Source organism: Verrucomicrobiota bacterium (assembly GCA_038744685.1).
Lineage (GTDB): Bacteria > Verrucomicrobiota > Verrucomicrobiia > Opitutales > Puniceicoccaceae > Puniceicoccus.
In genome coordinates this window covers 59,624-80,541 of sequence record JBCDMB010000015.1, presented here as the reverse complement: position 1 = coordinate 80,541, position 20,918 = coordinate 59,624, and the positions used below count along the sequence as shown (strand labels likewise).

At 51.2% G+C, this 20,918-nt stretch carries 21 protein-coding genes; 15 read left to right on the top strand and 6 right to left on the bottom strand.

Annotated features, from left to right (window positions below; all coding sequences use genetic code 11):
• The first annotated feature begins 152 nt into the window (after window positions 1–152).
• The 15 genes from AAGJ81_10160 to AAGJ81_10090 all read left to right on the top strand — a co-directional run bounded on the left by AAGJ81_10160 (window position 153) and on the right by AAGJ81_10090 (window position 10,645).
• On the top strand, window positions 153–560 hold the full coding sequence (locus tag AAGJ81_10160) for a hypothetical protein (GenBank protein MEM0966500.1): 408 nt from the start codon (window positions 153–155) through the stop codon (window positions 558–560).
• Between the two features lie 120 nt (window positions 561–680).
• Complete coding sequence (locus tag AAGJ81_10155) at window positions 681–1,154, top strand: hypothetical protein (GenBank protein ID MEM0966499.1); 474 nt, start codon at window positions 681–683, stop codon at window positions 1,152–1,154.
• A gap of 112 nt (window positions 1,155–1,266) precedes the next feature.
• Window positions 1,267–1,626, top strand: a complete 360-nt coding sequence (locus AAGJ81_10150; GenBank protein ID MEM0966498.1) for a hypothetical protein — start codon at window positions 1,267–1,269, stop codon at window positions 1,624–1,626.
• 72 nt (window positions 1,627–1,698) lie between these two features.
• Entirely contained in the window at window positions 1,699–1,953 is a 255-nt protein-coding gene (locus AAGJ81_10145; GenBank protein ID MEM0966497.1) for a type II toxin-antitoxin system RelB/DinJ family antitoxin, read from the top strand.
• Window positions 1,954–2,226 carry a type II toxin-antitoxin system YafQ family toxin gene (locus AAGJ81_10140; protein MEM0966496.1) on the top strand — a complete coding sequence of 91 codons (273 nt, stop codon included), beginning with the start codon at window positions 1,954–1,956 and terminating at the stop codon, window positions 2,224–2,226.
• 275 nt (window positions 2,227–2,501) lie between these two features.
• The gene (locus AAGJ81_10135) at window positions 2,502–4,028 is read left to right on the top strand and encodes a hypothetical protein (protein ID MEM0966495.1); all 1,527 of its coding nucleotides are present in this window, start codon (window positions 2,502–2,504) and stop codon (window positions 4,026–4,028) included.
• Window positions 4,029–4,194: 166 nt separating this feature from the next.
• On the top strand, window positions 4,195–4,575 hold the full coding sequence (locus AAGJ81_10130) for a hypothetical protein (protein ID MEM0966494.1): 381 nt from the start codon (window positions 4,195–4,197) through the stop codon (window positions 4,573–4,575).
• Window positions 4,576–4,682: 107 nt separating this feature from the next.
• Window positions 4,683–5,030 (top strand): hypothetical protein, encoded by a 348-nt coding sequence (locus AAGJ81_10125; protein MEM0966493.1) that lies wholly within the window; start codon window positions 4,683–4,685, stop codon window positions 5,028–5,030.
• Between the two features lie 310 nt (window positions 5,031–5,340).
• Window positions 5,341–6,123, top strand: coding sequence for a glycerophosphodiester phosphodiesterase (locus tag AAGJ81_10120; protein ID MEM0966492.1), 783 nt, complete (start codon window positions 5,341–5,343; stop codon window positions 6,121–6,123).
• Between the two features lie 53 nt (window positions 6,124–6,176).
• Window positions 6,177–6,626, top strand: coding sequence for a hypothetical protein (locus tag AAGJ81_10115; GenBank protein MEM0966491.1), 450 nt, complete (start codon window positions 6,177–6,179; stop codon window positions 6,624–6,626).
• A 124-nt stretch (window positions 6,627–6,750) separates the two neighbouring features.
• Window positions 6,751–7,296 carry a hypothetical protein gene (locus AAGJ81_10110; GenBank protein MEM0966490.1) on the top strand — a complete coding sequence of 182 codons (546 nt, stop codon included), beginning with the start codon at window positions 6,751–6,753 and terminating at the stop codon, window positions 7,294–7,296.
• Window positions 7,297–7,439: 143 nt separating this feature from the next.
• A complete protein-coding gene (locus tag AAGJ81_10105) occupies window positions 7,440–8,321 on the top strand; it encodes an SDR family NAD(P)-dependent oxidoreductase (GenBank protein ID MEM0966489.1) in 882 nt (293 codons plus the stop codon).
• Window positions 8,322–8,332: 11 nt separating this feature from the next.
• Window positions 8,333–8,881 (top strand): cache domain-containing protein, encoded by a 549-nt coding sequence (locus AAGJ81_10100; GenBank protein MEM0966488.1) that lies wholly within the window; start codon window positions 8,333–8,335, stop codon window positions 8,879–8,881.
• An 83-nt stretch (window positions 8,882–8,964) separates the two neighbouring features.
• Window positions 8,965–9,633 carry a pyroglutamyl-peptidase I gene (gene pcp / locus AAGJ81_10095; GenBank protein ID MEM0966487.1) on the top strand — a complete coding sequence of 223 codons (669 nt, stop codon included), beginning with the start codon at window positions 8,965–8,967 and terminating at the stop codon, window positions 9,631–9,633.
• Between the two features lie 211 nt (window positions 9,634–9,844).
• The gene (locus tag AAGJ81_10090) at window positions 9,845–10,645 is read left to right on the top strand and encodes a sulfotransferase domain-containing protein (protein ID MEM0966486.1); all 801 of its coding nucleotides are present in this window, start codon (window positions 9,845–9,847) and stop codon (window positions 10,643–10,645) included.
• Between the two features lie 154 nt (window positions 10,646–10,799).
• Here the strand turns inward: AAGJ81_10090 and AAGJ81_10085 are convergent, their stop codons facing one another.
• From AAGJ81_10085 to AAGJ81_10060, 6 genes are all read right to left on the bottom strand, one after another.
• Window positions 10,800–11,786, bottom strand: a complete 987-nt coding sequence (locus AAGJ81_10085; GenBank protein MEM0966485.1) for a M28 family peptidase — start codon at window positions 11,784–11,786, stop codon at window positions 10,800–10,802.
• 12 nt (window positions 11,787–11,798) lie between these two features.
• Window positions 11,799–14,243 carry a plasma-membrane proton-efflux P-type ATPase gene (locus tag AAGJ81_10080; protein ID MEM0966484.1) on the bottom strand — a complete coding sequence of 815 codons (2,445 nt, stop codon included), beginning with the start codon at window positions 14,241–14,243 and terminating at the stop codon, window positions 11,799–11,801.
• Between the two features lie 2 nt (window positions 14,244–14,245).
• Window positions 14,246–14,995: a queuosine precursor transporter gene (locus tag AAGJ81_10075; protein MEM0966483.1), complete on the bottom strand. Its 750-nt coding sequence runs from the start codon at window positions 14,993–14,995 to the stop codon at window positions 14,246–14,248.
• Window positions 14,996–15,622: 627 nt separating this feature from the next.
• On the bottom strand, window positions 15,623–16,615 hold the full coding sequence (locus tag AAGJ81_10070) for a peptidyl-prolyl cis-trans isomerase (protein MEM0966482.1): 993 nt from the start codon (window positions 16,613–16,615) through the stop codon (window positions 15,623–15,625).
• Window positions 16,612–19,980: a transcription-repair coupling factor gene (gene mfd / locus AAGJ81_10065; protein ID MEM0966481.1), complete on the bottom strand. Its 3,369-nt coding sequence runs from the start codon at window positions 19,978–19,980 to the stop codon at window positions 16,612–16,614. Before mfd ends, AAGJ81_10070 begins: the two co-directional genes overlap by 4 nt.
• A 188-nt stretch (window positions 19,981–20,168) precedes the next feature.
• On the bottom strand, window positions 20,169–20,627 hold the full coding sequence (locus tag AAGJ81_10060) for a transposase (GenBank protein ID MEM0966480.1): 459 nt from the start codon (window positions 20,625–20,627) through the stop codon (window positions 20,169–20,171).
• Between the last annotated feature and the right edge of the window lie 291 nt (window positions 20,628–20,918).

The following is a 20,918-nucleotide window of genomic DNA, read 5'->3' as shown; positions in this document are numbered from 1 at the left end:
TTTTGCATCTGCCTCTAAGTGAACCCATCCACCAGCACTCTGAACAAGGCGGATCAGGTCAACCCGATAACCATCCTGAAAAACCCTAAGAACCAACCGGACTAGGAACCCCGTTGGTGGGTTGCCTGTCCTCGACGTTAGGCGAAGAATCCATGAACGATTCAATTGGAATATGGAATACTCTCCATGACGGCGAAATCACGGTGGTCGAAATTAGACAGGGTACTGTCACGATGTTCGTGAGTATTCCGTATCTCCGAGAGCGTTTGAAGCCAAACGGAGACTCATTTATATTGAAGTTGAAGGGAACTAAGAAGATTCAGTTTCTAGATTTCGACGGAGAGCCAAAGTCAGACAAATGGCAGGACCTAGCCAAAAACGGAATTGAAATCCTATCTACTGACTCAAAGGAAATGCCTGTCCGTGTGATCACAACAATGGGTTTTCTCGATCTGGACTTTGAAAAACTAGAGATCCAATTGGATACTGGCGCTCCCACCTCGTATGAAGATGTTCGTCGCGCCTGTAAGGACTATTGGGAAGAGTGGTCGAGAAAGTAGACGTTTAGGAAGGCCTAACAAAACGGCATAGGCAACCCGCTTCAGTTCGTCGTGAAATCTACAACTCGTAGAACTATAGACCTCTCACGCCAGGTCGCCTAGCCTCGAAGTTCTTACGGTATGAATGCAGTTCTCCACCTACTTATATTTTCTGCCTTGGCTCAGATTGAGGTCGCTGAGTCTACGTCGGTATTGAAGCATCCCGATTTCAAAGATCGTGTAATCCCTTGCCTTCAATATCTTGTGCACAAAGAAGGAGTTGAAGAAATCAATGATTTCTACATCCAACATTTTGAAGTGGACGAGAAAGGAGACTATCTCAGCCCAATTGTTTTTTGGCCCCAAGGAAATGCTCTGATCTTATTTGAACCAAAATTGGGATGGTATTTCCCGGATGATCTCTACATCTCACGCCGCTATTGGGACTTAGATACCGACGTTGTTCCCACCCGGGAAGATATCGGCGGTAGCACATATTTGATCTGTGAGGATGATGCTAGAGAGCGAAAAAATGAGTGCATGAATGGTGATCATATTCGGATCGAAACGACGATAACAGCGAACGGCAGAGGGCTTTCGGCGCCTGTGAGATAGACGTATACCAATCGACGCAAACCACCAGTGAACTGTCCAACCAAATCTAAAAACCAACCGGACGCCTGAGCCTCATTGACTGGTTTTCTGGTCTCCACGTTAGGCAAAAGAAATGTATCGAATTCCTAAAGAGCTAGACTTATCGCTACTTGTTGGCGAATGCACCACCCAAGTAAGGGTTGGGCAGTTCGATATACAATTTACTTTTGGGAAGGTTAATTTTGTTGTTCAGTCCACGGTGATTCTAAAGAGAGATGGAGAAGAAATAGGACGCTGGGAAGAAGGAATATGGCCTACGCCTGCGTTCTACGAAATCATGAACACAGAGATTAAGAACTTTGAGGTCATCGGTGACCGGAAGATAGTTCTCAGGTTTGAAAATGGAATCGAAATGAATCTTGAGGATAATTCCGATCAGTATGAATCGATGCAGATTTCCATTGAAGGAGATCCATGCCGTTACGTGATCTAAAAGAGCCTTACACGGTGAGTGAGAAAGAAACGCTAACTTGACTTGTGTGGCAAATGCAACACGATCAATGACATGAAATCAGCTGCTATCCACAGTCGCATCGACCCTGAAACGAAAGAGAAGGCGGAGACTATTCTCCACCGCCTTGGAGTTAGCCCCACTGAAGCCATAAGAATGTTTTACACGCAGATCACGCTTCGCAACGGGCTTCCCTTTACAGTTGAAATCCCGAATGAAGAAACAGATCAGGCACTGAAGGATTCCCGTTCGGGCCGCAATCTGGAGCGTTTTGAAAGTGCGGATGCCCTAATAGACAGCTGGAAATGAATGAAGCCGGTTGTCCAAACCAGCCAATTCAAGAAGGATATCAGACGCTTGAAGAAAAGAGGGAAGGAGCTCGGAAAGCTGGGGGATGTTATTCGCTCGCTCGCCGCAGATCAGCCTCTCGAAGAAAAGCACCGAGATCACGCTTTGATCGGCAGGTGGGTTGGCTCGAGGGATTGCCACATCGAACCGGACTGGCTTCTGATCTACAGGAACGAGCCCGATTCACTATATTTGGAACGCTCTGGAAGCCACAGTGACCTCTTCAAAAAATAGCTCCACCAAGGCGGCTTAGGCAACCCGGTCTTTATCCCAGCGAGATTGGAAACCCACAAAAGCTGGACCTCTCGGGCAGAGTCGCTTAATCTCGGCGATAGGTGCGACGGGTTTATAAAGGTGCGAGTATCTGGTGCTCCCGTCGCTTTGCGGTGGCCGCAATGTGGCACCGCAAGTGCTCTCTTCGGTTGCTCAGGGTTGATCGCCTTATTCCTGGGACTAGAGAAGCTCGCTGGGCACTTCGTGAAAACACCTGATTTGCAGAAAACCACACAATGACTCGTTTTTTCACCTATTGCCGGGAGCATCAGATATTCAGGTTTTACCTGCTGGTCATTCCTGTGCTTTGGGCGATTCTATTGACAGCTGTATTTTCCCTACACCCACGCACTGACTTCACCGACTATTTTTCACTCAGTCTATGGAGCCTGCAAGCGGTGGTCATGGTGCTGATGATGATTCTGAGCACGCGTTTTATGCATCGAATGATCGCTGAGCATCGTGCTTCGCTGAGTGATCCGCATCCGTCCCAAGAAAAGTTGACGCACCTGGTTCTCCTTCCCTGCTACAACGAGCCTGTGAAGGTCCTGATGGCGACCCTCGATTCGCTCGCTGAGCAGACGGCCAGTCATCAGCTTTTCGTGGTGATAAGCCTTGAAGAGAAGAGCCCGGATCGAGATCAGACCAAGGCAACGCTGGAGGAGCACTACAGAGGTCGTTTTCAAAATTTTTACGTGACGGTTCACCCCGCCAACATTGTTGGCGAAATTCGGGGTAAGTGCAGCAATGTTCGATGGGCTATTTCCGCGGCCAGGGAGTATACGGATAATCAAGGTGATGCGTTCGATCCGGACCTAACGACACTCACATCCATGGATTCCGACACGATTCTGCATCGACGCTACTTTGAGGTGCTTGGAGATCAGTTTTTGCGGACACCAGACAATTTTCGTTTCTCGACCATTTGGCAGAGCGGTCTCTTCTACAATTACGGTTTAGCGGACTCCTTGTTCTTCACTAGAGTCACCGCGTTACTGCGGTCTATCTGGATGACTGGTTTCAATATTCCACTTCAGGTGCACCCAATGAGTGTGTTCTCCACCTCACTGAAACTAGGGATAGACAACAACTATTTCGATCCGACTTATCAGATGGACGACATGCATTTTTTTGCGAAGTCGATGGCCACGCGATCTGGAAGTGTGTATTTAAAGCCGATGTATCTACCGCTTATTTGCGGACCGACCTCCGGCAAGGACTTTGGAGATGAACTGAAAGAGTGGGCCCTACAAGCGAAACGGTGGACGATCGGCGCGTTCGAGATTTTCCATTACGTAGCCAGTCAGACGCCTAAACTGGGTCTCATTGTGACCATTCGTTTACTGCTGACGATCTTGGTCCTCTACGGGCTTTTTCAGAGTATCCTGTTTGTATCAACCCTGATCGCATCACCATTTTGGCACTCGCTGCAGCATGAGAGTCACCTACAAAGTGGTTGGTGGTATGTAGTCGCATTTGTTCCCTGGGTCTTTCTCATCTGGTGTTTTGTGATCGACTGGATCCTCATGCGTCATTTCTCACCCCCCGATAGAGGCGTGAGTTTGAAGCGTAACGTCCTGCATTTTGTGAGCGCTCCGATTGTTCTATTAGCCTACAATCTCGTTTCATTTTATGCGATACACGTTTTGGCTATTCGTGGAAAAGCTGTATGCACCCACGATGTGTCGGCGAAGAACAACTTACCCCGATCGGATTCAGAACAGGAGGTTCGTAAGCAGTTGATTCCAGAGGTTCAGACGTAAGCGCGACGTAATGGGCAGCTTTCCGCACTGGTCTACCTGATGCGTCCGGCTAGCTTCGCGAGCTGCAATCGGGAGCACGATTGCCGACTTTTAGATTCCCGCTACTACGAACAAGTTCGACGCGGCTCTATCCCAATTTCCCTCAGAGCCGGATTCTGCGCAAGAAATGAAATTTCTACTCCTCCCGTTCTGTCTGGTTCTATGCGGATGTTCTGCAACGATCGGAATTCTGACTGAAGAGCAGATTGATCGGGATTACGCAGGAACGATTGTGTTCGGCCAACCGAGGAATACCGGAAAGGGGATTACTATCCCACTGCGTTTTTCAGGGGGCGGTTGGAGTCGGAATTCGGGAATTTGTTTTAAACGGAGCGAGACAGAGATAGATGATGGAATCATCACCCTCCGAGTATTTACTTCTGCCTGTACGGGTAATAACGTGAAGCCGATGATGTTTTTGGATCAACCTGACGAAGGAAACTACCGGATTGAGTTCGAGGACCCCGACGGGAAGACCCATTCTCTCACTGAAATCGTCATCCCGTGAGCACACCAATACGACCTAGACAACCCAGAGAAACCTTCGGAAAATTGAATAACGAAACGGATGCCTGAGCCTTGTAGGCGGGTGTCTGGTCTTTAGGTTCTGGAAAGATGGAATGGTTAATCGCTTATTTCGCGCTCGGACTACTCGTTTGTGTTTGGAGTTATCGAGTAGCGAAGAAGAATGGGGTCAAAGGTCCGGGCGGACCTTCAGTTAATGTTCCGGCAGATCCTGAAGGCATTGTTTTCTTAGCAATCGCCATGGTAGCAATATGGCCTATCCTCCTCCCCTTGTGGGTATGGCTTGAAATTGGAGCGAAAAGAGTAAGAGAGAAAGAAAAGGAAAGAAGACTGCAGGAGGAGGAAATGAAGCAAAAAAATCCCTACCACGGACTGAGTATGGATGAACAAATTGACAGACTTCGGGACATCCACAGCCAGCTAGAAAAGAAGCCTTGAGAACAAGAAGGTGGGCTCGATTTCGCGGGCTCTGCTGTGGGTCTTGAGGCACTCTCCATTTCATATGTTAGAACCGATGGTCACGGTAGATCTGTCAGAGGCTCATTTGGGTCAAGTTAGCTAGACGAAAGCTCCGGGAGGCTGGTGGGCTATCAGATGGGAGTTTTCCGGGGTCGGTAGAGCTCCTTCTAGGGGTAGAGACTGGAAGTGATGTCTGCAAAAGCGATCATTCGTATGAAATGGATTAGTTTTCCGATTGCCGGCGGGTAGGCTGTGGGTCTTCAAAAATTCCTACATTCTCCAAAAGACCATGGTTCGCATCGTCCATCTCCTTATCATAGCTGTTTTGACATCTGAAACCTATTCAATAGACGTCATCGCGCATCGGGGATTTACTACGGAATCGAAAGAGAACACTCTCGGGTCGATTCGCGAAGCTTGGATCTACGGCGCCGACGCAGTCGAAGTAGACATCCAGATGTTGAATGATGAAACGATCGTTTTGTTTCACGATCTCGAGCTAAAAGGACAGAAACTTGCGACCTTGACCTACAGGCAGCTTCAAGCTCTCTCACCGTCCTATCACGTCCCGACACTAGATGAGGCTTTGCTCGAAGTTGTTCCTGAAAAATCGATAATACTGGACCTAAAATCCAACACCTTGAAATTTGCTTCGATCCTCAGCTCCACTCTCGGTAGAAAGGAAAGAGATTTCGACTTGATCGTCCAAAGTTCCGACCTGCCTGTTCTCAAGGAAATCGAGAATAAATTGTCGGATAGCGCCGAATATCAATTTCTTACAAAACTAGAACGGGAGGGGATTGTTCAGAGAGAGCCGTCTGTAAATGAGATTATCGAGAGCCTCTCTTCATCCGGTATCTCAGGCGTGAGTGCGAAAGGGAGAAGGTTCATCGACGAGAGCTTTGTATCATCCATTCAAACTGCAGGTTTTAGATTCTACGTCTGGACCATCAACGAACCGAAACGAATACGGCACTACTTGGGACTCGGTGTAGATGGGATAATAACAGATAATCCTGGGGCGAGAGAACAGATCGATGCTTATCTATCTGGGGACGATAACTCTGAGTAGCTTTTTATAATATTTCCAACCAACTCCAAAGTGCCTACAAGCGAGAAAAACCCATGAAACACATCTCCTCAATTCTCCCACTTACCCTAATCCTGTTGAACTCTAACCTTGCAGGAGAAACTCCCGAACCCTTGCCGGCCGAGGAGCTTTCATGGTTCTACACACTCGCGGTTCAGCGAGGGCCAGAGAACTTCAGCTTCTCATTGATGAAGGAAGGCTGGCTAGCCTTTGATACGTGGAGTGACGGAGATGAGATGAAGGAGAACAGAATAGAGATTTCAGCGGCTCAGTTCTCTTCTTTGAAGGATAGGTTTGAGAATCTGTTTGAATATCTTGAGAGCGTGGAATTCGAAAATTCGAATGACGATTTTTCTTACGCGTTCGAGAGAGTCACCGATTCAGTGACCACTCTTGAATTCTCAGGAAATCATCCAAAGCTCACAAACTTCCTCAATGAACTCTCCAAAACATCAGGGATGCCGTTGCCTTTCCAGATAGAGTAGGAGGAGGAAAAGACGCGGATAACTTGCTGGACCCCTCTGGGATAAAGATAGTCAAACGAAAATCTGTTCCTTTCATGCTATTTCTTGTGGTTCTTTTTTCTCCTACAGTAGAGAGTTCTTTCCAATGTTTTACCTAACTGGATTCAAGCCGTTCCAAGGCCGAGAGAAGAACGGATCAGAAACGCTGATGGATTCACTGTCTCAGGAAAGTTCGTTGGATTATGTGCATTTCAATACATTGGAAGTCTCGTGGGAAGCCTTCGATGATTTCTATCAGCAGTTGTGCGAAACCACGGTCTCCGGTATCATTGGTTTCGGCGAAGGTGAGAGGGAATCCATCGTGGTTGAACTAGTTGGGAGGAATATTTGCTCCGGAGTGGATGAATTCGGAGTGAAAAGACGTAATCAGAGAATCAACGATCGGGAACCGTCCACAAATCCATCCCGAATCAGAATTCCAGCGAATAGAAATATCATCGAGAGCGGCAATGCAGGAGATTTCTTGTGTAACTATGAGCTGTTTCATCTAAACAGGATCCACACGCCTATATCTGGGTTCGTCCACCTGCCGCCTCAAGGCGGAACTTCCGATGAGGAGTACCTGTCGGCCATCAAGCCGACGGTGATGGATATAGTGAGTTGTAACTTTTTGGGGGAAGAAAATACCTAGAGCACTTTTCGGTTGGCTTATCCAATATGCATCTCCCCAAAAGAATCTGGCCTCCGGCCGACCCGAATGGTGTTATGTACAACGATAACGCTTTAGTTTCTAAAATTAAGGGTTAGGATTCTTCAAATCAAAGAAGACGTCACATGAACACTGGAAAGGTTGCAGTCGTCACTGGATCAACAGGGGGTATCGGAGCGGAGGTTTCCGAAATTCTCGCCGCAAACGGGTGGGACCTTGTCCTGCTAAACCGGTCTCCTGAGAAGGCTGAAAAACAGCTGAATAGCCTCAAGAAAGACTATCCAACTCAGAAGTTTCATTCCTACATCGCCAATATGATGGATCTTTCCGAGGTCGGGAAAGTGGTTGAAGGAATCGCTGCCAATCACCCTGAGCTATCGGCGCTCTACCATGTCGCCGGGATATTGACCGACCAACGCTTGACCAGCGCTCAGGGCATCGAAGGGCACTTTGCCGTCAATACTGTCGCTCCTTACCTAATTACCCAGTTGCTTCGCAGGCAGTTGAGTTCCGGATCTTCGAGTAGCGATCAAAAATCCGTGGTGGTGAACTTTTCTTCATCAGCCATTAAGTCCGTAAAAAGGTTGGAAGTTTCGGAACTCGTGAATCCGGAAAAAATCGGCGGGCTGATGGGAGCCTATGCAAAATCAAAATTGGCTGTCAGCATGGTAGCCGAAATGCTCTCTGAAGAATTGGCTGAAGAAGGGACATGGATTCTCTCAGCGGATCCGGGTCCGACAAAGACACCTATGACGGGAGGGGGTGACGGAATGCCCTGGTTTATCCGTCTTCTGCAGCCGATATTGTTCAAATCTCCCGAAGGCCAGGCGAAGAAGTTGATTTCTGCAGTGGATGTCGCCGTCCGCGAAAACGCCTCGGGAGTTTACGTATCGGAGGGAAAGCAAAAGCCCCTTCCATCCATTGCGTCCGATCAGGAACTGATTTCCGCGCTACAAGTGCTCTTGGATAATCAGATAGAGCCATTCCTGAAGGATAAGGGAGCTTAAGCTAGATTTTTATGAAGATTAAAAGAGATTTTTCTACAGAGAAGACCAGTCTTCTCCTTTTTCATTTTACCCTACTGCCGTTCTTTGCGTTTGTCCTAGGCTGCGGGAATAACGGCCTTGGTGACTACTCTTCGGAGAAGGATCGAGCGGAATCGATTGTGGCTACCGAGGCCTTGGCCGAGAGTTTTCAGGAGGCTTTTGCCGCAGGTTTCACTGCCGAAGAATTTGACGCCCTTCTCACTCAGCACGTGGCGGAACATCCGGTCATTTTCGGGGCGGCGATTGCATTCGTAGAGCCTGATTCTAGCGGGGGTTCCGTTTCGAGTTGTCCGTATGTGGATCGCGAAGAGGGAAAGCTCAAATGGGTGGACCTGAATACTCCCGAATACGACGTTCCAAGTCAGGAATGGTTCTACGCCCCGCTTCGCTCGCGCCAAGCAATGTGGAGCGAATACGAGGTTTACGAAAAATACCCGATGTATACCTACAGCATTCCGATTGTGATCGACGATGAGGTTGTGGCTGTTGTGACCAGCGACCTTCTTGCGAATGGGAATTGACGTAAACCTAGTGGTTCACTCGAAAAAGGTGGGAGTGTCGACTGGCCAATCACTCCTGAAATGATACAGTTTTGGATTCAAAAGTGGAAAAAATTTTATTAACAGGATTCGAGCCTTACGGGCATACACCTCATAACCCGGCGGAGTCAGTTGCGAGAGCGCTTGACGGGAAAACTGGTCGGGATTTCGAGATTGTTTCCCGAATCGCTCCGAGTAGTTTTTTCGATTGTATTCGATTCGTTCAGGATCAGATTTCCGAAATCAATCCTGCGGTCGTCGTCATGCTCGGTGAGTATGGGGGTCGCTCTATGATTACGGTGGAGCGACTCGCTCAAAATTTGAATGACGCAACTCGATACGGGCTTGAAGACAATCAGGGTTGCGCGCCGCAGGATGAAATGACCGTTCCGGACGGACCGGTTGGTTATTACTCAACCTTGCCGATTCGGGCCATGGTTAAGGCGATGCGAGAGGGGGGCATTCCTGCTGACATATCCGATGCTGCGGGCACATTGTGCTGTAATCACTTGATGTATGGTATTCTCCATTACATCCAAGTGAATCAACTGCCCATCCGTGCGGGATGGATTCACCTTCCTCCTCTCCCGGAGGTCGCCGCATTGCCAGAAAACCTCGGACTCCCGAGTATGTCGGTGGAGACCTCTGCTCGTGGCGTCGAGATCGCACTGCGCGCAATTGTTGAAAACCGGGAGGATATCGAGGAACCGATTCTATCCCGATGGCAGATTTAGTCTCCGGCCTTGGAGTGATTGTTGCAGGGAGATCCTGTTTGGTCAGTGAATGGTCCAGACAGACGATTTGTAGGAGCAACACAAGTTGCTCAATCAAGCTGCAAAGCTAATTGACGATCGTTGGATTAGATCAACCGCATCGCAAGATCTAGGGAAGAGGGCACTTGATACGGTCAATTGCACTGACTTGCGCGGGGTTCATTTCAAAATAATGAAGAATAGAATCATCGTCTGCGGCTATCCAAAGAGCGGAAACACCTGGTTAACCCAGCTCACGGCCGAAATTGTTGGATGCCCGGCCCGAGGTTTTTGGTGCCAACCACTCAACAAGGATGGAGTGGTTGAGGGTCTTGATCGGGAATCAGATTTTGAGTGCTTTAAGGCGCACCATACCTTTGAGCAGATGGCTCACACGTTGGGCATTTACGGGAATGGTTCCGAAAAGCTGATCTACATTCTGCGGGATCCCCGTTCGGTAATTGTTTCCGCATCTTATTACTTTGACTTTGGACCGAAGCACCAGCGCCTTCACAATCTGCTCGTCAGATTCCCAGGCGGAGATCACCTGAGCAGGAAATGGCTTTACCCGAGGAAGTTTAAACTCGATTTCATGACTCGAGGTCTCATCGAAGGAATACCTAACAGGGGTTGGTTGAAAACGCCGTGGCAGGACCACGTTCTTGGGTATCAAAAGAAAGACGATATCCTGGTCGTGCAGTACGAGACTCTTTTGACTGATCCTTTAACGGTCACTCGAAAAATGGCAGATTTCTTGTCGGTCGAACGCACTGATGCAGCACTAAAAAGAGCGGTGGAAAAACAAAGTTTTGCGGAAAAGAAGAAGATTCTCCAAGCAGAGAGAGGTCCTGAAGAGGCAAGGTTCTTGCGCTCTGGGAGGGTTGATGACTGGCGAACGGAACTTTCGGTCGAAAATCTGGAATTAGTCGAGGGAAGAATCGGTGATTTTATGCGGAGCCTTGGATATGAGCCCTCTAGAGCACTTTGCGATTAGTTTGAACCATCAGCCAGTCCTCTGGATGGGGTTAAACTGAGAGTTTGCTGCGTTAGCTTGGTGTTCACGGGCTTCAGCCCGCTACACACCAAGCCGCATTGCGTTGCTCTCATTTTAAATCCCACCTGAAGGTTCAAACTAATCGCAAAGTACTCTACTTCTCTTCTGCAAGGAATCGATTGAGGCTCGCAAAGACACTCACAACGACTTTGGCCATCCGATCATAGTCGAGGGTGTCCGCGGTATCGGTCTTTTCATGGTAATTGGGGTTACGATAGAAGGCGGTGTCAGTAATCATCACAGCATCGTAGTCGAAGGCCCAGTAGCTACGGTGGTCCGAGTAATCGACTCCGGAAAGGGCCTTGGGAGCGTTCAGGGAATAGACGGGTAGGTCGGTCGCGCCTTTCATACCGATCTTAATCTGCTCGGTAAACTCCCGATGGGAGAGGGTTCCAATGACACCGATGAAATCACCTTTGTTCGGATACATGGTTCGCAAGAAGGAGGCTGGGTAGGATTGAGACCCCGGTTCGTCGGAAAAGTATCCGATCATCTCCAAAGCAATCATTCCTGTAAGATCGACGCCTGCGTCAAACAGTGACTGGGCGTGTTGGTAACTTCCCATGTAGTCCGTATCGAAGAAGGGAGGCTCCTCGAGGGTGTAAGCGACGAGTTGGATGTTTTCATCCCGGAGATTGGATTGACTGATTAAGTGTGGCAGCTCGATCAACCCAGCAACTCCGCTCGCATTGTCGTCGGCCCCTGGTGTGAGATGATGCGAATCATAGTGTGCGCCAACGACGAACAGGTTGTCTGTATCCGTTCCGAAACTACCGATGACATTGCGGTAGACTTTGCCGTTGACTGAATACTCTTGAAACGAAACGGAAGCTCCGGCTCTCCCAAACTGATCCGCGATGTAATCCGCGGCTTGGTTTAGCTTGTCGAGATTCTGGTAATTCCGCGGAAAGCAGTCCTCGGATAACATACGGACATGTTTCTCGAGAGCTTCGGGAGATACCTTTTGGTTGCTCGGTTCGTTCGCTGCCCAAGTGGGCTGAGCGACGACGATCCAAAGGATAAACAATGGCGAGACCAACAAGAGGAGTATCCAGAGAAGAACTCTTCTGAAGGTCTTCATGAATCCACAGATCTACCGGACGGGATCGAGAAAGCGGTAAGCGATTAATTTTAGGCCGTCGCTGAGCAAAAACCAGACAAGTGCGTACCCCCACACCAGAAGTGCCCAACTCCAGCCGATTGGTGTCATGAACAGGCCGTACACGGCAATGAGGGTAGCGACAAGTTGGGTACCAAAGACAGCCACCCACAGGATGTTGGCCGGAAGGATCGACCAGAAAGGCCCGCGTGTGCGAGTCAGAAAGATAGTGAGGTGACCCGACACTGAAAGCATAAGGTACATGAAGGTCTGCAGGTGGGCGTGATCGAGTTTGAAGACACGTTCACCAAGAAAAAAGAGCCCGAAAGTGGAAACGACTCCGACGAGTCCGAGGACGGTGGAAATTCCCATCACGACCCGCATGTTCCACGCTTCGGGCTTTTCCTTGAAGTGGACTTTGTCGTAGGCAATGGAGAGGATGGCGCCATCGTTCAACAGAGCCAGCATGACAATCATCACGGCGGTAAGTGGGTAGAATCCAAAGACGAGGATCGCTAGCGTCATGAAGATTAGGACGCAGAGGGTTTCCGCGATTCGGTAGATCGCGTAGCTGTTCATTCTTTGGAAGATTCGGCGGCTTTCTTTGATTGCGTCGACAATCACCGAGAGACCGGGAGTGGTTAGCACGATTGCAGCTGCGGCTCGGGCTGCATCGGTGGCACCGGAGACGGCAATGCCACAGTCTGCCTTCTTCAGTGCGGGCGCATCGTTAACGCCATCTCCCGTCATTCCGACGATATGGCCTTGGCGCTGCAGGGATTCGATGATCCTGAACTTGTGCTCGGGGAAGACCTGAGCAAAGCCATCGGCTTTGTCGATGGCTTCGGAAGTTTCTGGATTGCCTGCTGCATCCGCTTTGCCGAGACGGGAAGCGTCTAGGATATTCGACCCGAGGCCGAGCTTTTTGGCGGTTTCGGTTGCGATAGCAATGGCATCGCCGGTTACCATCCGAACGCCAACTCCCATTTTTCCGGCGGTTTCTATCGTCGCCTTGGCATCTTCGCGAGGAGGGTCAAAGAGTGGAAGGACGCCGAGGAACCTCCAGTCCCCATCCCCGTCGGCCCGTGCGACTCCTAGAGACCGATAGCCCTTGGAGGCAAAATCGTTGACGGTCTGTTCCACTACTTCAGCCACTTCGGAGTTGTTTTGCGAGAGTTCGAGAATCACTTGTGGCGCGCCTTTGGTAACGCGGAAGGTCATGCCTGAATCGTCTTTGACCGAAGCCTCCGTGCGTTTGTGAACGGGGTCAAAGGGTTTGAATTCAGTGACTTGAAATGCCTTTAACCTTTCGGGGTCGGGCACCGCGCCGAGGACCGCCAGATCGATGGTGTCGTTATTTTCCGATCGCGAGGCGAGAGCTGCCGCAAGGATCAGAGCGTCTTCATCATCTGAATTGATACTGAAGGGGTCGCCGAGTGTCAGCTTGTTTTGGGTGAGGGTGCCGGTTTTATCGGAACACAGGACGTCGACGCCAGCCAGCTCCTCGACGGCAACCAGTTTGCTGACAATGGCTTTTTTGCGGGCCAGTTGGCGGGCCCCGGAGGCCATGGTAACAGAGAGAACGGTTGGCATGGCGACGGGGATCGCGGCGACGGTTAAGACGAGGGCGAACTGAAGTGTGGTCAGGATCGGGTCACCACGTAAGATGGCAACTCCGATGATCAGGGCCACAAGGAGGACAGCGAGGACGATCAGGTAGTTTCCGATCTTGAGAATAGCTTTTTGGAAGTGGCTGACGGTGTGGGCTTCGCCGACTAGTTTGGCGGTTTTGCCGAAGTAAGTGTTTGCGCCGGTGGCGTAGACAAGCGCGGTCGTCTCACCCTGGCGGATGATTGAACCGGAGAACACCGGATCTCCCGAGCGGAGATTGGCAGGTAGGGATTCACCGGTAAGTGCCGATTGATCGGCTTCGACATCGTTCTCTTCCAAAAGACGGGCATCAGCAGGAACGATGTCTCCCAGCCGGAGCCGAATCAGATCCCCCGGCACCAGCTGATCTGCGTCAACAGACGACCACTCTCCATTTCGCTTCGCACGTGCTTTGACGGCTAGTTTTGCTTTGAGGGCAGCGATTGCGTTTCCTGCTTCCCGCTCCTCCCAGAAGGCGATCAAGCCGTTTGCGAGAAGGAGAATAAGGATGATAAAGAAATCGGGCCAGTGGCCCACCACTGCGGAAAGGATGACTGCGATTTCGATCATCCACGGGATTGGCCCCCAAAAGTAACCGAGGAACTTTAGGAGAGGGTTGGTGTGGCCCTCTTCGAGACGATTGGCTCCATATTGGTTGAGGCGTGCTTTGGCCTCTTCCTCTGTGAGACCGTCGGTGCCGCAGGACAACTTGTTTTGGACTTCCTCAATCGGAAGGTCCTTGAGATCCTCTTCACCCGTTGCAGTCCCGGCGTCGGGTTTGTTTTTCATGGTTAGTGTTCTTTTGGTTTGGCCCAGTAGACGATCGGGCTGTCCAGCACAGCAACGACCACACGAAGTCCATACGTTCCGAGGATGTATGTAAAGAGGAGAGGTTTCCAAGGGACGGGTTCGGCAGCAAAAACAACGAAGGCGAGGATGCTGAAAACCGCGCTGTCAACGAGAGCGGAGATCCACGTCGATAGGTTGTTTCTCAGCCAAAGATATCGCCCGTTGGTTGCCTTGCGGAGGCGACTGAAGACCCAGATGTCGTTGAACTGACTGACTAGGTAGGCTGCCAAGCTGGCGACGAGGATCCCAGGGGAGGCAAGGAAGACCGCCTCTAGGTGACCTTGCATGGCAGCGGAGCGTTCCCCCAAAGGACCATCGCCTTCCGAAAGAGGACGAAAAGCGAGGGCCGCAAAGAGAAATAAGTTGAAGAGTATGAGCCCTGAGAATCCGAGCAGGACTCCTTTTCTGGCTACTGATGGACCATGATACTCGGTGAGGATGTCAGTGCAGAGAAACGTTGTCGAAAAGAGAATGGTGCCGAGGGCAACCGGGTCGGGAAAAACGGAGAATTGTGTAATTTTGAGGACGTGAAGATTTCCACCGATAATGGCGACTACCATGTAAACGTAAAGTCCCGCTGGTCCCATCCACCGGTGCAAAAGAAGAATTGCCGCAAATGACGCGACGAGCAGGCACACCCAGATTGCTTCAGGAGGAAGGGAATGAAGCTGATAGAGGAACTCGGTCATCATCGGTGGTTGTCGCTACGACCTTGCGGACGGGTCCGAGCCTCTAACTCCCTCGATCGAGACTTTCATGTGACAACTAGCTTCAGATCCATTCAGAATTGCTGAAACCCTTTGTTGATTACAGTCTACTTTGGATTCTTGATTGTTAGGTCTTTGGGAGGGACCACCTCTGTGTGGTCCGTAAGTTGTGTAGTGCATTCGCATAGACCTTATCTAAGGACGGGTCAGAGCCCGTCCCTCCCGCGAGCAGGCGATGAGAGGTAGTGTTTTCCAGGAAATAGCGTCGCACCAATTTTGCCTCGGATGTGTTTCACTATGGGGCACTTCCATTAACCTCATTTGGCTCGTGATTGCGGCACCGCCGGAATCCGGGCGAGGCTGCGGAGAGGTTTGCGGGCCAGAGGCCCTCGGACCTCTCCTCCAACGCTGCACGGAACCGGTGCTGCCCCAACCCCTTAGGGGCGAGGCACTTTTGGTTTTGAGCTGCGTTGCGGCTTCGCAGACGGGCTTCTAGCCCGCCAAGCAGAGCCGTCGCCTTGCTCAAAACCAAAAGTGCTCTCGTCACGTCCAAAGTAGGTTAATCGAAGTGCCCTATGTTTATCCCCACCGCGCTACGCTCAGTCTTCTGAACTAAATAAAATATTCGACGTAGGCTTTTTCCCTGAGACGCTGGAGCCAACTTTCCTGAGCCTCACGAGCGATTTTGTCAGAGAGAATTTCCTCGATCACGTCTCGCACTTCCGGAAGAGGGATGGTCCCTTCGTCACGGACTTCTTCGACGAAAAAGAAAAGGGTGCTTTGCTGGAAAGGCACGGGTTCGCTGACTTCACCGACCTCGAGCGCGAAGGCAACGTCAGATAATTCTTCCCGCAGGTCGCTTCGTTCCACCCAGCCGAGGCTGCCTCCCCGGCGGGCTAGCCCGTCGTCACTCCACTGTTTCGCGATTTCTTGAAAAGAGGTTCCGTCGCCAAGCAGGGTCACTACCGTCTCCACCTTTTCCTCTACTTCAGGACCGCCCGGTTCCGGATTGAGGGTAATTTGGAAAAGGGCAATTTCGGTCTCCCGCTGGAATTGGTTTTCGTTCTCGTCGTAGAAAGTCTTAATCATCTCCGGGCTGATCTCTGCTTGATTCCTCCGCATCTGTTGCTTCATGACCTGAACAATAATCTTGTCCTCCAGTTCGGTTCGGAAATCGCGGACGGTTTTGTCGCGGCTACGAAGGTAGGTCAAAAACCGATCCCGTTCACCGTTGAAGTCCTCCTGGATGACATCGTTGAATTCGCCTTCCAGATAGGATTTCGGGATCGTCATTTCCTTGGCCTGAAATTCCTTCACGATGAGGATCTGGTCGATGAGGTTTTGAAGAACGTCCCGTTCGAGTTTCTTCATGTTCCGTCTTAGATCTTCTTCGTTGGCGGAACCGCGATAGACCTGCTGCATCAGTGGCGCCATTTCCTGACGAATTTCCTCAAAGGTAATGATCTCACCCTCTACTTTAGCCGCGATACCATTGGGGCGGTCTTCGGCCCAGAGTTCGGCTACCTGATTTTGTGCCGCTAGAGGCAGTGCTAAAAGTGTCCACAGAAGTGGAGTGAGTCGGAAAGTTGCAGCGAACGCGTTCATAGACGTGAGAGTATCTTACGGATTTCAGACAATCTGGAAAGCGGCTTTTTGGTCGTCAGGCGGGGAAAGCGCGAGCCGATTTTGACGAAGGAACCCTCAGAGTCGGCCCTTTTTAGGCGCAGAAGTGGACCTTCGGTCGTGACACTTTGGATTTGATGATATTCCGCTTCCACTCGGATCCGCGTGACAGCGAGAAGGATTTCAACTGACTTCGGTTCAGGACCGAATCGATCACGGATCTCGTTTTCCAAAGCCTCCATTTCTTCTCTCGTAGAAACGAGGCCGAGTCGCCTGTAGAGATCGACTCGGATACGGGACTCTGGAATGTAGAGTGCGGGGATCTCAGCGGTGACGGATTCGATACGGCCTTCCTCCACGGCGGCTCTGCGGAAGACTTCGAATCGAGCCTCGCCCTCAGGGCGTGTTCGTCCACCACCCATTCCGCGGTCAATGAAATCGATTTTTACTTCAGCCCTCACATGAGTGGCAGTGGCTTCCCCCTTAAGACGGGCTATGCTCTGGCGCAGGAGTTGGCAGTAGAGGTCAAAACCGACTCCAGCAATTTCGCCACTTTGCTCGGAGCCGATTAAGTTACCTGCTCCGCGCAATTCGAGGTCTTTCATGGCGATCCGATAGCCGGCACCCAGCTGGTTGTATTGGCGGATCGCCGAAAGCCGCTTGCGAGCCGATTCGAGGATCCCCGTGTGGCGATGAAGGAGAAGGTAGGCATGTGCCTGACGATTGAACCGGCCTACTCTGCCCCTGAGTTGATAGAGCTGGGACAGGCCGAAACGATCTGCACCTTCAATAATCAGAGTGTTACAATTCGGGATATCGAGTCCTGATTCAATAATTGTGGTGCAGAGTAAGAGGTCATACTGCCCGGCGACAAAATCGGTCATTACCTGCTCCAGTTCTCCTTCATCCATCTGACCATGACCAACGGCGATACGCAGACGGGGAAACTGAATCTTCAGCCTTTTTTCAACGGCCCGGATGGTCTGAACGCGGTTGTGTAAGTAGAAGACTTGCCCGCCCCGAGCGATCTCTTTGTCGATGGCGGATTGGATGATCTCCTCCGAATAGGGGCGAACGTGAGTTTCTACCGGGAGTCGATCTCTGGGAGCGGTTTCGATCACGCTTAGATCCCGTGCACCGGCCAGGGCGAGGTAGAGGGTTCGGGGAATGGGGGTTGCACTCATGCTGAGAACGTCCACGTGGGTTCGCATGCGTTTGAGCTCCTCTTTCTGGCGAACTCCAAAACGGTGTTCCTCATCGATGATCAGAAGCCCAAGGTCTTTGAATCGAATATTCCGACCCAGCAGACTGTGAGTGCCCACGATGATATCAATGCGGCCCTCCTTGAGTTGCCCGCGGATTGACTTTTGCTCTGCCTGCGAACGAAACCGGCTGAGCATTTCCACGCTTACGGGAAAATCAGCAAAGCGGTCTCGGAAGGTCTGGAAGTGTTGTTGACAGAGTACTGTAGTCGGAACCATGAGGGCGGCTTGCTTACCGTCCATAACTGCTTTGAAAGCACTGCGGATCGCCACTTCTGTTTTGCCAAAGCCAACATCCCCGCAAACCAGTCGGTCCATGGGGCGGGGTAGCTCCATATCGTCTTTTGCCGCTTGTATGGCGGTGAGTTGATCCGGAGTTTCCTGGTAGGGAAAGGAGGATTCAAAGTCGGCCTGCCAGGGAGTATCCGGACTGAAAGCATGTCCGGGACTGGTCGTACGCTTCGCTTGGATTTCGAGGAGCTGAGCGGCGAGATCGAGGGTCGAACTCTCAGCCGATCGGCGTGCCTTTTCCCAAATACCTGATCCAGGTTTCCCAAGTTTGGGAAGGCTCTTGCGCAGACCGACGTAGCGGGAAAGGAGGTGGGCTTCCGTCAAAGGGAGGGAGATGCGAATCTCTTCGGCGAATTCGAGGGAGATGACCTCCCTTGGCTCGCCGTTGATCTCAAAGACTGAAATGCCGCGAAAGATGCAAATACCGTGGGTGAGATGCACCAGGTAATCCCCCTCAACCATCTCTGAGAAATCGAGGAGACTGTCCACGCCTGTTCGGTTGGGTAAGGCGCGCGACGAAATTCTCTCGAGGCGAGTCCGGTCACGGCCAAAAATCTCGCGATCCGTAACGTATAGACTGTCGACCCCGTTGATTTGACGCCACGCTCCTCGACGGAGAGTGCCAGTTGAAATTGGGGGTGAAAAATCTTTGAGGAGTTCATCCTGAGCAAGCCATTCGCGGAAACGGTCGGTCTCGTTCTTGCCGGGAAGAACCAGATGAACGGACGCTCCCGATTGGTCCAGGTCGTGCAGTTTGCGAAGAAACTCGAGCCGTGTGGACTCCTCATGTGCGGATCGATCAGCGCCGACGAGTCCGCGGATCAAGCCGGGGCGTAGAACCTCCGGATCCTTCGTAATCAGAGGAACATCCACGACTTTCTCGGCGAGTGGCAGAACACACTCCATTTCCGAAAGGAGGAATAGCTGATCGTTATTCGCATCAGGGCGTTCGAGAAATCGGGAAAGGGTGGGTGCTCCTACCTGCTGGTCAGGATTCCAACCTTCAGGTTTTTCAAAGAGGATCGGATGTTCGCGGCGCAATCGGTCGGGTTCTTCGAAGATCCAGTTAACCGGCCCGTCGAGGTATTCTGCCAGTGTGCCGTCACTCCTTGTACCCTCCATCTCTGTACCGCCTTCCCGAACTTCGGTTGGACTGATCGAGATTTCTTCTAGCAAGCCGTGAGAAAGTTGATTGGTGGGATTGAAGGGCCGAATGCTCTCGATCTCATCCCCAAAGAAGTCGATCCGGACCGGATGCGGCAGGCTGACCGGGTAAACATCTAGAAGATTGCCGCGCACCGCAAACTCACCCGGCTGCTCACAGACGGGTTCGTTAGCGTAGCCAAGATCGCCTGCTAGCTTTCCGGCTAACTTTTGAGGCGAGATTTCGTCTCCGACGGACAAGGAAAGCCGAAGGGATAGAAGGACACGTTTTGCAATGACAGGGTCTGCAAGAGCCTCCGGAGTAGTGAATAAGACAAGGGGATTGCCTTTGGGAGAATCGACTAACGAAGTGATGGCGGTTGCACGGTCCCACTCAGCTTCGACTGATTTCTGATCCTCCGACCCAGAGACCAAGGACGGCAATGACTGGTGGCTGACCGTGCAGGAGAGCTGCTCCTCGAAGAACCGGATCTCCGCAGAACGCTCGAGCGCATCCTTCATCGAAGAACATACGTAGAACGTAGGTTTCGCAGGCTGGTTCTTGATCCATTCAAGCCCCACCCAGGCACGGGCGGAGTCTACCACGCCAGAGTGGCGGGTAATCGCTCCAAGGAATTCGACCGGTTTCACGAGCTACCATCGGGACGACGGCAGCTCGAAAAGGCAAACCGGATATGAGGAGTTGTTTTGGGGACAAGCTGTTGAGTGGAGCGGGTCGGCAACCGTTCCTTTCACTTGCGTGTGCCTTTCAAAAGGAGCGGCGACTTCAGTCGCCGGAGTGGGCAGCTGAAGCAGCCCCTCCGCATGAGAGTCACCGATTAGCGAGCTCCGGTTAGGAGTTTTGAGACATACCCACTTTCCCACAGCGTGAACTCGGTTGTTCCTAAAGCTGCCTTTTGAGGGTTCCTCCGTATGTAGCGTGCACAGCGGAAAAAGTGGGATCTATCTCTGACGATTCGATCAAAATAGTCCTTCGCCCAAAAGGAGCCTGAGCGTTTGAGCTTCTGGTTCACCCTTCGTGCGGATATCCCTTTTAGCGTTTGGAGAGTAGAAGAAAGAGTCCGGCTTTCATTCAGGGATATTAGACAGTGCAAGTGATTCGGCATGATTACGAGAGTCCAGACTTTTGTAGGCATCGTTTGGACGACTTTGAGAACCTCTTGACGGACGATGGGATCACGCAGTTGGCATTCCCCGATTCCATTGTCTAAGAGATTTTCACGGATTTTAAGACGATCCTTCTGGGCTTCGAGGAGATCATCTGATTCCGATTTCAATTCCCTTTGAATAGCTTCTTTGAGAACGCTTTGGGGTAAAGAATCGAAAAGTCTAAAGGTAACGAAGTATGTAGCACCTACCTGTTCCCAATGCGGCAATCGATTCTTGCTGAAATCGATCTCGGAACTAGGGTGGAAGAATGTTGGTTCTTCTTGCACAACGAGCGGGAAGGGTGCGAGGGAAACGGAGTAGAGGCGAGAGCACGCTGAACGGCAGCTAAGCTGACTAGATCAAGGCTTAGACGGTCAAGAGCAGCCGCTCCTGAGGTCGACTTCCTAGAGGAGCGGCGA

What these genes read in the sequence shown, in the direction of transcription:
- AAGJ81_10145 (MEM0966497.1), top strand. Translation starts at nt 1,699, where the DNA reads ATGAAATCAGCTGCTATCCACAGTCGCATCGACCCTGAAACGAAAGAG.
- AAGJ81_10110 (MEM0966490.1), top strand. Translation starts at nt 6,751, where the DNA reads ATGTTTTACCTAACTGGATTCAAGCCGTTCCAAGGCCGAGAGAAGAAC.
- AAGJ81_10075 (MEM0966483.1), bottom strand. Translation starts at nt 14,995, where the DNA reads ATGATGACCGAGTTCCTCTATCAGCTTCATTCCCTTCCTCCTGAAGCA.
- AAGJ81_10080 (MEM0966484.1), bottom strand. Translation starts at nt 14,243, where the DNA reads ATGAAAAACAAACCCGACGCCGGGACTGCAACGGGTGAAGAGGATCTC.
- AAGJ81_10160 (MEM0966500.1), top strand. Translation starts at nt 153, where the DNA reads ATGAACGATTCAATTGGAATATGGAATACTCTCCATGACGGCGAAATC.
- AAGJ81_10115 (MEM0966491.1), top strand. Translation starts at nt 6,177, where the DNA reads ATGAAACACATCTCCTCAATTCTCCCACTTACCCTAATCCTGTTGAAC.
- AAGJ81_10150 (MEM0966498.1), top strand. Translation starts at nt 1,267, where the DNA reads ATGTATCGAATTCCTAAAGAGCTAGACTTATCGCTACTTGTTGGCGAA.
- AAGJ81_10135 (MEM0966495.1), top strand. Translation starts at nt 2,502, where the DNA reads ATGACTCGTTTTTTCACCTATTGCCGGGAGCATCAGATATTCAGGTTT.
- AAGJ81_10090 (MEM0966486.1), top strand. Translation starts at nt 9,845, where the DNA reads ATGAAGAATAGAATCATCGTCTGCGGCTATCCAAAGAGCGGAAACACC.
- AAGJ81_10085 (MEM0966485.1), bottom strand. Translation starts at nt 11,786, where the DNA reads ATGAAGACCTTCAGAAGAGTTCTTCTCTGGATACTCCTCTTGTTGGTC.
- AAGJ81_10070 (MEM0966482.1), bottom strand. Translation starts at nt 16,615, where the DNA reads ATGAACGCGTTCGCTGCAACTTTCCGACTCACTCCACTTCTGTGGACA.
- AAGJ81_10140 (MEM0966496.1), top strand. Translation starts at nt 1,954, where the DNA reads ATGAAGCCGGTTGTCCAAACCAGCCAATTCAAGAAGGATATCAGACGC.
- AAGJ81_10125 (MEM0966493.1), top strand. Translation starts at nt 4,683, where the DNA reads ATGGAATGGTTAATCGCTTATTTCGCGCTCGGACTACTCGTTTGTGTT.
- AAGJ81_10155 (MEM0966499.1), top strand. Translation starts at nt 681, where the DNA reads ATGAATGCAGTTCTCCACCTACTTATATTTTCTGCCTTGGCTCAGATT.
- AAGJ81_10130 (MEM0966494.1), top strand. Translation starts at nt 4,195, where the DNA reads ATGAAATTTCTACTCCTCCCGTTCTGTCTGGTTCTATGCGGATGTTCT.
- AAGJ81_10100 (MEM0966488.1), top strand. Translation starts at nt 8,333, where the DNA reads ATGAAGATTAAAAGAGATTTTTCTACAGAGAAGACCAGTCTTCTCCTT.
- AAGJ81_10105 (MEM0966489.1), top strand. Translation starts at nt 7,440, where the DNA reads ATGAACACTGGAAAGGTTGCAGTCGTCACTGGATCAACAGGGGGTATC.
- AAGJ81_10120 (MEM0966492.1), top strand. Translation starts at nt 5,341, where the DNA reads ATGGTTCGCATCGTCCATCTCCTTATCATAGCTGTTTTGACATCTGAA.